This is a genomic window from Flavobacterium sp. KACC 22763 (genome assembly GCF_028736155.1).
Classification (GTDB): Bacteria; Bacteroidota; Bacteroidia; order Flavobacteriales; family Flavobacteriaceae; genus Flavobacterium.
On sequence record NZ_CP117879.1, the window covers coordinates 5,409,759 to 5,422,789 of the forward strand.

General features: G+C 33.8%; 11 protein-coding genes. 3 read left to right on the forward strand and 8 right to left on the reverse strand.

Annotated elements, in window-relative coordinates:
* Nucleotides 1-123 precede the first annotated feature (123 nt).
* Complete coding sequence (locus PQ463_RS22870; RefSeq protein WP_274255635.1) at nt 124-2,388, forward strand: aconitate hydratase; 2,265 nt, start codon at nt 124-126, stop codon at nt 2,386-2,388.
* A 73-nt stretch (nt 2,389-2,461) separates the two neighbouring features.
* Here PQ463_RS22870 and PQ463_RS22875 read toward each other — a convergent pair whose 3' ends face one another.
* Nucleotides 2,462-3,841, reverse strand: coding sequence for a Kelch repeat-containing protein (locus PQ463_RS22875; RefSeq protein WP_274255636.1), 1,380 nt, complete (start codon nt 3,839-3,841; stop codon nt 2,462-2,464).
* 245 nt (nt 3,842-4,086) lie between these two features.
* Here PQ463_RS22875 and PQ463_RS22880 point away from each other — a divergent pair, with 245 nt between their 5' ends.
* The gene (locus tag PQ463_RS22880) at nt 4,087-5,250 is read left to right on the forward strand and encodes a C40 family peptidase (RefSeq protein WP_274255637.1); all 1,164 of its coding nucleotides are present in this window, start codon (nt 4,087-4,089) and stop codon (nt 5,248-5,250) included.
* On the opposite strand, the gene PQ463_RS22885 is transcribed toward PQ463_RS22880, so the two are convergent.
* The 3 genes from PQ463_RS22885 to PQ463_RS22895 all read right to left on the reverse strand — a co-directional run bounded on the left by PQ463_RS22885 (nt 5,247) and on the right by PQ463_RS22895 (nt 8,068).
* Nucleotides 5,247-5,636: a response regulator gene (locus PQ463_RS22885; RefSeq protein ID WP_274255638.1), complete on the reverse strand. Its 390-nt coding sequence runs from the start codon at nt 5,634-5,636 to the stop codon at nt 5,247-5,249. The genes PQ463_RS22880 and PQ463_RS22885 overlap by 4 nt on opposite strands.
* Entirely contained in the window at nt 5,626-7,050 is a 1,425-nt protein-coding gene (locus PQ463_RS22890) for a sensor histidine kinase (protein ID WP_274255639.1), read from the reverse strand. The genes PQ463_RS22885 and PQ463_RS22890 overlap by 11 nt, the downstream gene beginning before the upstream one ends.
* Nucleotides 7,051-7,309: 259 nt before the next feature.
* Nucleotides 7,310-8,068: a methyltransferase domain-containing protein gene (locus tag PQ463_RS22895; RefSeq protein WP_274255640.1), complete on the reverse strand. Its 759-nt coding sequence runs from the start codon at nt 8,066-8,068 to the stop codon at nt 7,310-7,312.
* 228 nt (nt 8,069-8,296) lie between these two features.
* Here PQ463_RS22895 and PQ463_RS22900 point away from each other — a divergent pair, with 228 nt between their 5' ends.
* Nucleotides 8,297-9,706 (forward strand): APC family permease, encoded by a 1,410-nt coding sequence (locus tag PQ463_RS22900; RefSeq protein ID WP_274255641.1) that lies wholly within the window; start codon nt 8,297-8,299, stop codon nt 9,704-9,706.
* Nucleotides 9,707-9,782: 76 nt separating this feature from the next.
* Here the strand turns inward: PQ463_RS22900 and PQ463_RS22905 are convergent, their stop codons facing one another.
* From PQ463_RS22905 to PQ463_RS22920, 4 genes are all read right to left on the reverse strand, one after another.
* Entirely contained in the window at nt 9,783-10,187 is a 405-nt protein-coding gene (locus tag PQ463_RS22905) for an MFS transporter (RefSeq protein WP_274255642.1), read from the reverse strand.
* A 158-nt stretch (nt 10,188-10,345) separates the two neighbouring features.
* The gene (locus PQ463_RS22910; RefSeq protein WP_111376104.1) at nt 10,346-10,807 is read right to left on the reverse strand and encodes a DUF1810 domain-containing protein; all 462 of its coding nucleotides are present in this window, start codon (nt 10,805-10,807) and stop codon (nt 10,346-10,348) included.
* Nucleotides 10,808-10,964: 157 nt separating this feature from the next.
* Entirely contained in the window at nt 10,965-11,591 is a 627-nt protein-coding gene (locus PQ463_RS22915) for an alpha-ketoglutarate-dependent dioxygenase AlkB family protein (protein ID WP_274255643.1), read from the reverse strand.
* Nucleotides 11,592-11,633: 42 nt separating this feature from the next.
* Nucleotides 11,634-13,010, reverse strand: coding sequence for an exonuclease domain-containing protein (locus PQ463_RS22920; RefSeq protein ID WP_274255644.1), 1,377 nt, complete (start codon nt 13,008-13,010; stop codon nt 11,634-11,636).
* Between the last annotated feature and the right edge of the window lie 21 nt (nt 13,011-13,031).

Genomic DNA, 13,031 nt, shown 5'->3' on the forward strand with positions numbered 1-13,031 from the left:
CAAAAGATTATTTAATAATATTTTAAAAGCCCGAGTCGTAAAACTCGGGCTTTTTTAGTAATAATTGTTCTATTTTTTGTAACTTGTCATGTTCAAAAAAGAATAATAAAAAACAAAAAATCTATGGCTTTTGATATCGAAATGATTAAAAAAGTGTACGAAAACATGCCAGCGCGAGTTGATAAAGCGCGTGAAATTGTTGGACGTCCGCTTACTTTAACAGAGAAAATTTTATACAATCACCTTTGGGATGGAAATCCTACTAAGGCGTTTGGAAGAGGAATTGATTATGTTGACTTTGCACCAGACCGCGTTGCTTGTCAAGATGCGACAGCACAAATGGCCTTATTGCAGTTTATGCATGCAGGTAAATCTAAAGTGGCAGTGCCTACAACGGTTCACTGTGATCACTTGATTCAGGCAAAAGTAGATGCTGCAACAGATTTGGCTAGAGCTAAAACTCAAAGTAATGAGGTTTTTGATTTCTTGTCGTCAGTTTCTAATAAATACGGAATCGGTTTCTGGAAGCCAGGAGCGGGAATTATTCACCAAGTAGTACTTGAAAATTATGCTTTCCCAGGAGGAATGATGATTGGTACCGATTCTCACACTGTAAATGCAGGTGGTTTAGGAATGGTAGCTATTGGTGTAGGTGGAGCAGATGCTGTAGATGTGATGTCTGGAATGGCTTGGGAGCTTAAATTTCCTAAGTTGATCGGAGTTAAATTAACTGGTAAATTATCAGGATGGACAGCTCCAAAAGATGTTATTCTTAAAGTTGCAGGTATTCTTACTGTAAAAGGTGGTACAGGAGCAATTGTAGAATATTTTGGTGAAGGTGCAACTGCAATGTCTTGTACAGGTAAAGGAACTATTTGTAATATGGGAGCTGAAATTGGAGCTACAACTTCTACTTTTGGTTACGATGATTCAATGGGACGCTACCTTCGTTCTACAAATAGAGCAGATGTTGCAGATGCAGCAGATAAAATCGCTTCTTATTTAACAGGAGACCCAGAAGTATATGCTAATCCTGAAAAATATTTTGATCAAGTAATTGAAATCAACTTATCTACTTTAGAACCACATTTAAATGGTCCTTTTACGCCAGATTTGGCTACTCCAATTTCTAAAATGAAAGAAGAGGCAATCAAAAATAACTGGCCTTTACAAGTTCAGTATGGTTTGATCGGTTCTTGTACAAACTCATCTTACGAAGATATTTCTCGTGCGGCTTCTTTGGCAAAACAAGTAGCCGCTAAAAACTTAAAAACGAAAGCGAAATTTACAATTACGCCAGGTTCTGAAGTAGTGCGCTCTACAATAGAAAGAGACGGATTTATTGATACTTTTAATAAAATCAACGCGACTGTATTTGCAAATGCCTGCGGACCATGTATTGGTATGTGGGATAGAGAAGGGGCAGAGAAAGAAGAAAGAAATACTATTGTGCATTCTTTCAACCGTAACTTCTCCAAACGTGCCGATGGTAACCCGAATACTTTAGCTTTCGTAGGTTCTCCTGAATTGGTAACTGCTTTAGCTATTGCAGGAGATTTAGGATTTAATCCATTAACGGATAAATTAATCAACGAAGATGGCGAAGAAGTAATGCTTGAAGAGCCAACAGGAGATGAACTTCCTGCTAAAGGTTTCTACGCTGAAGATCCAGGATTCCAAGCTCCGGCTGAAGACGGATCAAATGTTCAAGTAGTAGTTAATCCAACTTCAGAGCGTTTGCAGTTATTGGCTCCATTTGATCCTTGGGATGGAAAAAATATTGCAGGTGCTAAATTGTTAATCAAAGCATTTGGAAAATGTACTACAGACCACATTTCTATGGCTGGTCCATGGTTGCGTTTCCGTGGGCACTTAGATAATATTTCAAACAATATGTTGATTGGAGCTGTAAATGCTTACAACCAAAAAACAAACTCTGTTAAGAACCAATTGACTGGTCAATATGATGCTGTTCCTGCGGTTGCACGTGCATACAAAGCGGCTGGAGTTCCGTCAATTGTAGTTGGAGATCATAACTATGGAGAAGGTTCTTCTCGTGAACATGCGGCTATGGAACCTCGTTTCTTAGGTGTGAAGGCGGTATTAGTAAAATCTTTCGCTCGTATCCATGAAACGAATCTTAAAAAACAAGGTCTTTTAGGGTTGACATTTGCAAATGAAGCAGATTACGATAAAATTCAAGAAGATGATACAATAAACTTCTTAGATTTAACAGAATTCGCTCCAGGCAAACCTCTAACATTAGAATTTGTTCATGCAGATGGTACAAAAGATATTATCTTGGCCAACCATACGTATAATGAAGGACAGATTGGTTGGTTTGTTGCAGGTTCTGCATTAAACTTAATTGCAGCTGGAAAAGCTTAATGGTTACACTTATTATATTGCAAAACGCCCTGTTTTTACAGGGCATTTTTTATTATGATTAAATTTTAGTTTGCTAATTTGCGGTAGAAAAATTTAAGCCGGATGACAAAACTTTGATGTGATTGAGTTGTGTGTTGTCAAATTCTTCCATGTCAATGCTATAAATGTTTTGAGAAGGAGTGTTTGAGAAGTCATTTTGAAGAGTTCCGCCAAGTATGTATAATTTGTTGTTGTAATAATGCATACTGGATCCTTTTAGTTGAATGTCTACCAGATACTCTTTTAATTGTTTTGTTTTAATGTCATAAAGATAGATCTGATTGTTTTCAAAGAAATAAATTATATTTTCATGAAAGGTTACGGCTGGTCTTTCTAATCCTGTGAATAATTCTCCTTCAGTCTGCCATTTTTCAGTTTTGAGATCAAAAGTTTCAATTTGAGATAAAGGATTTTCATTGTTTCCACCAATTAAATAAATTTTATCATCTATTAGAACACCTGAAGTTTCTTTGGCTACTGGCATACTTGGAAGCTCATACCAATACCCAGAAGTGATGTTGTATTGATGTGCTTTATTTGTAAATGTTTTTTTGTCTTTGTCGTTCATTTTTATTGAACCTCCAATTACAATTATATTATCATTGTAAGTAAATGAAGCAGCATTAGATGCTTGATGCGGATTTGTTTTATCAATTGTAATACTTTGTTTTTTAGTGTCAAATACCTCAATCTCATTTTGTAGGTATTCAAAAATTCCATTATCAGAAATTTTTTTCCCTCCTAAAACATAGAGTTTTCCTTCGTAATAATTGAGGTTATGATAAGCTCTTTTATTGAATTTTAGATTTGATTCTTCCCAAGAATTATTTGGTATGTCATATACCAGTAATTTTCCTTTATAAGAGAAGTAATTTGGATTAGTGCGAATTTCGCGGAGGTAATCTTTCAAAGTAAAATCTGGTCGTTCTCGTTTGACTTTTTCCCAAGGATCTGTTTTATAGCTTGCATCTCCGCCCACAATATAGATTTTGTTGTCTTGTAAAATTGACCCAAAAGAGGTAATTCTATATTGTAAAGGAGCTAATTTGGTAGTGTTCAATTTAGATTTTAATCTTAATTTGTGGTTTTTAAGAATAACTAAGCCTTCTAAATTTTCTATGTTTTCTTGAAGAAAAATTTTGAAGCCTATTTTTTTTAAATCACTTAAGGTAATTTTTGTGGTAATAAATCCAATATGCGAAAATTGTAAACTATCTTGATCTTTGAAAGTAGAAGGGAGTTTTAAAGTAAATTCACCATTGCTATTTGTTAAAGTTCCAAAACTTCCTGATATGCTGGTAATGTTAGTGTCTTCTAAAGCAGTTTTGTTTTTTTTAGAAATAACCATTCCCTTTATAATTTGCGCATTTGTAATAAAAGGAAAGAAAATGATGAGATAGAATAGTTTTTTCAAAATATCTAGGTTTTTTATTAGGTTAAATTTAATAAAAAAAATATGTTTTTGTAAAAATCTGCCTTTCAAAAAGTTGAATTAATTTCTAAGCCGAGACTGTTAATTCGAGGTAAAATAATTGTTAAAAACACAGGTTTTTTTACTTTAAAAAGTTAAATTCGCTTTTAAGGCAATATATTTGTCTTTTTTGAGTTGGTATTAATGTATAATATAGAAAAAGTTGTAAAAACTTTAAGAAAGAGAGTATGGTTTACAGGTTAATAATAGTATTGTTTTTTTTCAGTGTTGGAGCCTTTGCGCAAGATAATTTTATTAAGCACAAAATTTCACAAGGAGATAACCTTTCTGTTATTGCTAAAAAATATGGAGTAAAAGTAAAAGACATTGCAGATGCAAATCCGAATGCTCCTAAAATATTAAAACTAAATTCCACTCTTTTAATTCCGAATAAAAATAAAACTACTTCAAAGACAAAAAGTAAAAATGTTGAAGTTGCAGATAATAATACTTCGTCTATAACTGCTTCTGGTACTCATGAAGTAGCTTCCAAAGAAACGCTTTGGGGGATTTCTAAAAAATATAATGTTTCTGTTGATGATTTAAAGAAAGCAAATCCCTCTTTGGAAAGCGAAGGTTTAAAAATAGGACAGCAAATAAATATTCCTTCAAATAACGTAGCTTCAAATAGTAGTTCTCCAAGTGAAACACCAGTTATTTCTGAAGTGGTTTCAACAGATGTGGAGCTTTATAGAGAAGTTAAGCCGAAAGAAACAAAATATGGCATTTCTAAAGAATATGGTATTACAGTTGCAGAGCTAGAGCGCCAGAATCCATCAATTAAAGGAAAAGTGCCAGTTGGATATTTATTGAAAATCCGTGTTCCAAAAGAAAAAGCAGATGCTATTCAAGCAGCAAAAACTTTGCAAGAAGCTAATGTACAAGGTGATGCTTCTTCTGGTCAGATAGCGGAAACTGCGCCAGAAATAAAAGGAGATTCAACTGTTGTGAGGACGGGAGATTATTCTGGATTAATTGATCAGCTTATAGCAAGTGCAACTGAGAATATAGGTATTAGATATAGATCTGGCGGAACGACAAAAGCAGGTTTTGACTGTTCAGGATTAATGTTTTGCACTTTTGGAAATTTTGATATTAAATTGCCTAGAAGTTCAATAGAGCAATCTCGGATAGGAACAAAAGTAGCTTCAGACGAAGCGCAAAAAGGGGATTTAATTTTCTTTAGAACCAATGGTAGACGTCATATAAATCACGTGGGTATGGTTGTCGAAAATGTTGATGGTGAGATTAAATTCGTACATTCATCTACGCATGGAGGTGTGATGATTTCCTCAACAAAAGAGCCATATTATACAAGAGCTTTTTCTCAAGTAAATCGTGTTTTGAATTAGGCTTGCAGAAAAACACTTTTTAATGTTTCTAATCTAAAAGGTTTATTCCAGAAATCAGATACATACTTATTTTCTTTAATTTTTTTGATTTCGTCACTATCTAGAGTAGAAGAAAGTACAAAAATTTCGATCTTTTCTTTTACATCTTCTGGGAGCTTGTCAAATTCTTTCAAAAATTCAAATCCATCCATAACAGGCATTTGGATGTCTAAAAGAATAATCAATGGATTTTGATTTTGATTTTTTAGAATCCAGTTCATGCCTTCTTTCCCGTTGTTTGCAATATAAACAGGATTAATATCAAGCCCTTTTTTCAGCAGCTTTTTAATGACAAATTGATCGATCAAGTTGTCTTCTATAATTATAAATTGAGATCTATACGGCATAAGAATTTGGTATTGTTACTATAAATTTACTTCCCACATTGCTTTCGGAAAAAACAGAAATATCACCTCTGATATTTTCAACTGCTTCTTTTACGATATATAAACCTAGGCCAGAGCCTTTGTTTTTATTTGTTCCGAAATACATATCAAAAATATTCGCTTTGTAATCGTCATGAATTCCGATTCCATTATCTGTCACTTCAAGTTTATTTAAACCGTCACTAAAATAAGTTTTTATCGTAATAAACATTTCGGGCTTATCACAATCTGCATACTTAATAGCATTAGAAAGCAGATTGTTAATGATAATTTTTAAGCGAAGTCCATCGCTTTCAATATGATCCACTAAAAGCTCTTGTGTGAATTTAATTTTGTTTGCATTTTCAATATGCATTAACTGTTGGATAGCTTCATTGCACAACTCTTTTAAACTCACAGGCTCTATTATTACTTGTTTTCTTTTGTTTTTGGAGTAATCAATAATATCGCTAATAAATTGATCTTGTCTGGCGAGGCTCTGATGCATCATTTGCAAATAATTTCTAACCTGCTCCACATCATCTTCTAATGCTGTTATTTCGATAAGACCTTTTAATGAAGTGATAGGAGATCTCAAGTCGTGTGATGCGCTGTAAACAAATCGGTCCAAATCACGATTTACGGTAACTAGGTTCTCATTTTTCACCTCTATTTCTTTTTTCGAAACTAATAGCCTTTTTACCATTATCGAATAATAAAGACAAACGCTGCAGACTATAACCAGAATGAAAAAGATATTTGTGATAATCAATAGATCCTTTATTTTTCGAGTCCCTTCTCCCAATGTGTTTGAAAAATTACGTTCATTAACTGTTAAGCGGTCACTTATTGAGCTTATTTGTTTTAAATATTTCTTTTGATCTTCAGCAGTCAGAATATTATGCTCAATTTTGGCGTTAATCTGCTGGCCAATAACAAATAAATCGAAAATTAGTTTATCTCCTTGTCCCCATTCATCTATAGCTTTAGATAAAAAGCTTACATGTTTAAAATTGTCAAACAGCCAGATAATATCGTCTAAATCATCTTCGTGATTTCTACCAATTAAAAATCCCTTTCGGGCAATTTTATTGTCTCCAGCTTTTAGGAGTGTAACTCTCGCAATTCCATCTCCTTGTGGCACTTTTAATTCTTCGAGATATAATTTCCATTGTGCGCGATTTTTGGTAAATAAATAAGTAATTAAATGTCTAGATGCATCTTTTTGTCCTTTAGAATAATGCGATTCCCCATTTACATAAGCTCTATTTGCTGATAAGATTTTAATAGTAAAAAAATTGATGCAGATTAATAATGCGCACGAAATGAAGACTATTAAAATAAGAATGAAAACATTTGGGAAGCGAAAATTTTTTAAAGCTTGCAATTTAGACATAATCTTAAAATTAGTAGGTTAATAAAACGTGCCTTTTGCGTGTTCTGCAAATATGAATAAATAATTACGGGGGGATAATTTAATTCACGTTTTGTTAAACACTTGTTAAGATGTTTTGCTATTTATAAATGCTTATAAAATGATCATCTCAAATATAATAAAATTTATCTTATGATTTTTGTAAAAAAAGATGTTTTGAAAGTGAAAATATTTTTGTTTCTAGTGTTTTTGTTTAAGTGTTGATTGATGGTTGAGATGATTAAAAATTAGCATAAATAATCAATCTTCTAAAGGCGTAAATAGATGGAACTATGGGGAAATAAGCATCTATTCTTTTCTTGAATTCAGCTGATAATGCTGCAAATTCCTTTTCTCCCAATCTTTCTTGATATACAGTTAATGCAGAGCCTGAAATGAAGTCAAAAAAATCATCTTTTTTATTAGAAACTATAGGGTAAACTTTCTCATACAGAACCAAATTGTTACCGCCATTTTCGAACAGGATTTTTGCGTATTCATCTAAGGTCAATACTGGAGAAGGACGTGTCCAATGTTTGAGATGCATGGCAAAAGGTTCTTCTTGAACAAGCTGTAAAAGTATTTTATTAAGGATGTTTTCATTTTGCTGTGGCATCTGAACTGCCAGTTGTCCGCCCGGATTTATTCGGGAGATAATTTTCGGAAAAAGTTCGTTATGGTTATCAATCCATTGCAATGCGGCGTTGGAGAAGATTAAATCCCATTTGGTCTCTTCATTAATCTGTTCTAAAATAGCCTTTTCTTTAAATTCAAGATTTTCTTGTACTGGTGTTTTTGCCAGCATTTCGGCAGAATTGTCAATGCCAAGAACAAATGGATTGGTTAGTTTTTGATGCAATTTTTGAGTAAGTTCACCCGTTCCGCATCCGAGGTCAATAACTTTCAGATTGGGTTTATCAACAATATGACTTGTTAGATCATCAAACGGTTTAGAACGTTCTTCTTTAAACTCATTGTATTTTTTCGGATCCCAAGTCATGATAATTTTTTATCCTTAAAAATAAGGAAAATTTTTTTTAATCCTTTGCGTAAAGGATAGAAAGATAGAGTGGAAAGGCTGTCCAGAGGGATATGCCCAAAAGATTTTAATAAAGATTTGGGTTAAATCTTGATAAATATGATCTTTTTTAAGAATATATAGAATTTATAATTTAAAGATTAAGATTTCAGAAAAAAGTATATCTTTAGCCAACCTAAACCAATAAAAATGCAAGAAAACGACCAAGAACATTTTAAAAGAGAACTCGGACTTTTAGACGGAACCATGCTTGTGGTTGGCTCTATGATCGGATCCGGGATATTTATTGTAAGCGCCGATATCGCTAGACAAGTAGGTTCGGCAGGATGGCTTACTTTAATCTGGCTTTTGTCTGGATTTATTACCGTTGTCGCAGCAGTTAGTTACGGCGAGTTGAGTGCCATGTTTCCGAAAGCTGGAGGACAATATGTTTACCTAAAAGAAGCTTATAATAAGCTAATTGCTTTTCTATACGGATGGAGCTTTTTTGCAGTTATTCAGACTGGAACTATTGCGGCTGTAGGAGTGGCTTTTTCTAAATTTGCTGCTTATTTGTATGAACCATTGAGTGATGAGAATATTCTTTACGAACTGGGAGCTTTTAAACTCAATGCTGCTCAGCTCGTTTCAATTTTAACTATTATTATCCTGACTTTCATTAATAGCCGAGGTGTAAAAAATGGAAAAATTCTGCAAACCGTTTTAACTATAATTAAAATTTTATCGTTACTAGGCTTAGTTGTTTTTGGATTGACGCTTGCTGCGAAAGCTTCTGTTTGGGATGCAAACTGGGCAGACGGATGGAGCACAAAAACATTTAATAAAGAAAGCGGATCATGGTTGCCAATTAGTGGAACTGCTTTGATTTCTGGAATTTCGGCGGCAATGGTAGGATCATTATTCTCTAGCGATGCTTGGAACGGCGTGACTTTTATTGCGGGTGAAATTAAAAATCCGAAACGAAACGTGGGACTTAGTCTGTTTCTAGGAACTTTTATTGTAACTTCTCTTTATGTTGTGACAAATCTTATGTATTTGGCTGTAGTGCCGTTTGACGAAATTGCTACAGCAAAATTTGATCGTGTTGCAGTTGTGGCCTCAGATTATATTTTCGGAAATATTGGAGCGCTTATTATTGCCATTATGATTATGATTTCGACTTTTGCCTGCAACAACGGATTAATTATGGCGGGTGCGAGAGTATATTATACGATGGCAAAAGACGGTTTGTTTTTCAAAAAAGCAGCCGTTTTAAACAGTTCGAGTGTTCCTGCTTGGGCACTTTGGGCACAGTGTATTTGGGCTTCAGCTTTGTGCCTTACTGGTAAATATGGCGATTTGCTTGATTTTGTAATTATCATTGTATTGATTTTTTACATACTTACGATCTACGGAATTTTTATTCTAAGAAAAAAAATGCCTGATGCAGAAAGACCTTATAAAGCATTTGGATATCCATTTTTACCAATGTTATATATAGTCGTAGCGTCAGCAATTTGTATTTCATTATTGATTACAAAATTTTCAACTTGCGGTTGGGGAGTATTAATTATGTTAACCGGAATTCCAGTGTATTATTTAACAAAACCAAGTGAATAATATTTTAGCTTCAATTGAAATTTAATAAAAAAAGCATCTTGGTCTTTCAAGATGCTTTTTTTATGCTTTATAGGTTTTAAGAATTAGATAAATCATTCGTAATTCTTTCTTCGGTAGGTCTTAAATAAAGAAGATAAACAATCAGAAGTATTCCGAACAAGATAAATTCGGGTTTAATGAATAATATCAAAAAAGCGGCACCTTCAAGAACTGCCCATCGCATAATCGAAGCAGTTTGATAAACAGGAAGTTTGTCTTCGAGTTTTAATTTCGGATCAATCTGTTTTAATTGTGCTTTAAATAATATACTGCTTAAAACAAAGGCAAGAACAGGAATAATAAGGTATAGTATTGAATTAGAATCAATAGCTGGAACGCTTAGTGTTTCTAACGAAATATCTCCTACAATGAAATACGCGATAATTGTCCCAGCGCAAATGCCAAGATGGATGATTTGTAAAGTTTTGATTTTTTCTGTCATAATTTGGTTTAGATTTGAGGTTGATTATGCAAGTTAATGCTAATTATTTTTAAATAAACAAATTAAGATCTTGATTTTAGCAATTGATATAGTTGTAAACAAAAAAAAGACACTAGAATTAGTGTCTTTTAAATGTAAATAATCGCTGTAAACTCGGGTTATATTTCAACCGGTTCATCAACAGATTTTATAGTTGAATTAATAATAGACAAAGTAAGCGGATCGTTTTCTCCAGAGAAGAAAGCTTCCAGAATTTCCTGAAATATCGGATTTGCATTTTCTACCAAAGAAAATAAAGTCATGCAAGAACGTAATTTTCGTGCATCTAAGTCTCCAAAAATTCCATCAGCCGATTTCATTTTAAAGGTCAATAGCAATTCTGAAATTTCAATTAAATGTTTTCCTAAAATCGGATGCTCCAAATAATCTGAAGCTTCTTTTAAATCATTAATGGCATAAAGATTTGCAGTATCGCTTTTGCCCAATCCTTTAATTTGAGGAAAAATAAACCACATCCAATGCGTCTCTTTTTTTCCTTTTCCTATTTCGGAAAGAGCAGTAAGATAAAGTTTGTTTTGTGCATCTAGGAAGCGCGCTAAATCGTTGTTTGAATAAGCCATTGCGGTATTATATTTTTTTAAAAGGTTGCAAAAATAGTAAAAAAGGAAGGTTCAGCCTAATAAAACGTTCATACAATCAGTATTTTAACTTTTTTCGACAGAATTTTCCTCGTTGAAATTGAGCTAATAAATCAGCTAGTTTTTAGTTCTGAATGCATTACGCATTACGTTGCGTTTGCCTAAAAGTTAAATTTATTCTGGGCAAAACTTTGCGTGCTGTTTTGGGTACATGATGTTGCCAAAAACTATTGGTAGTCCCCGCCATTAGTAGGAAAGATCCATGATGAAGCGGAATTTCAACCAATGGAATATCCTTTCTGAATTTATGGCGAAGTTTAAACATTCTGGTTTCTCCAAAAGTGACAGATGCTATAATTGGATCTTTGCCAGATTTGTCTTCTCGGTCGCTATGCCAGCCTACGCCGTCTTTTCCGTTTCGGTATAAATTTAACAGAAGACTGTTAAAATCGAGTTGAGTTTCTTTTTCAACACGGCTTCTGATTTTTAACAATTCATACGTCCAGTCAGGTCCGTTTGGATCTGCTCCTTCGTTGTCTTTATCTTCGTACCACGCAATCATTCTGGGAACAGTATAGGTTTTATCGTAAATTTCCATTTCATATTCTCTCCATTTCGTTTTACGTAGTATTCTTTCATAAAAAGAATCTGATTCTTCTTTACTGAAGAAATTTTCAATCAGAATTAGTTCGCAATCCGGAAGATCAAATATTTTTTTACCTCCGTGTCCAGTGGTAAATAATTCGGTGTCGGTAAATAGTGTCATAATTTTGATTTTTTACAGCTCTATTTTTTCTCTAATTTGATTTTAGACTAAATGCTTTTTAAAGAATACTTTTCTAGGATGCTTCTCTGCATAAGAAAAAATCAGTTGTTCAATATATTGATTGCTTTTGTAAGGCGTAACATAATTTTTTACGTCTGAAGGCTCATGAATCGAAACATCTGAAGGAAGATATCCCATACCATAAAAATGTCCATTTTCAATCCAAATACAGCTGCGTTCTTCTTTTGATTTTCCTTTGTCGATAATGGCAAAAGTTGGTCTGTTATTTAAGAGATAATCAATCGCATTGTCAACTTGAGCGTTATGCATTATAGCATCGGGCAGACTTTGCGGATTATTATTATAGAAAAAATCTCCCTCTTCAGATTTTGAATATTTGCAGAAACGATGATCGATTTCAAAACGTTCGGCAAGATTTCGAAGCAAATTGATGCCTTCATGCAAACTGCTGAATTCGTGAATGCAGACTTGAAACTTACTCACTTTGCCAATAGCAAGGTATTTATAACCGTTTCGGGCTTCGTATTGGTAAATGCCAAATTTTGCTTCAAAGCGTTTTAAGGCTCTATTATAAGTTGGCCAGAGTTTTTTGATTTCAGTACATTCTAAAAGAAGTGCCATTAACTCGGTAGCGCAGACTTCAAAAGAAATTCCGTGAATATCTCTTAAAAAATGCTGTCTCTGCGGATTGATATTATTACCGCTGAAATGAGAAGAAACACGTTTTTTCAAATTAATAGCTTTCCCAACATAAATCACTTTTTTCGCCTGATTGTAGAAATAATAAACGCCGGGTTTGTCGGGTAAATTATTGAAATCATCTGGCGGAAGATTAGGAGGCAAGCGCTGATCTTGTGCTGTTTTTTTAATCATTTTTTCGATTTCTCCAGCATCGTCCCATTCTAGCAAAAGAGAAAACAATAGGGCAGTAGCATCGGCATCTCCGCCAGCACGGTGCCTGTTTTCTAAATTGATATTTAAGGAATTGCAAAGATTTCCTAAACTGTAAGAACCCAATCCAGGTTTGATCTTTCTGGCCGCACGAACGGTGCAGAGTTTTTTAGCCGACCATTTAAAACCTGACTGTTCCAACTGATGATGAACAAATGAATAATCGAAATTGACATTGTGTGCAACGAAAATACGATCAGTAAGCATTTCTAATACTTTTTCTGAAATATCATCAAAGATTGGTGCATTGGCTACCATTTCGTTATTAATGCCCGTTAATCCAAAAATAGAAGGAGGAATGTCCTGTTGAGGATTTACAAGTGTTTCATAACGATCCAGTACATTTTTACCATCATGAATAATGATCGCAATTTCAGTAATGCGACTGCCACTGGCATTTCCGCCTGTGGTTTCAATATCGACTATAGCATATTCCGTATTTTTCATCTTTATATAACGTAAGTTCTT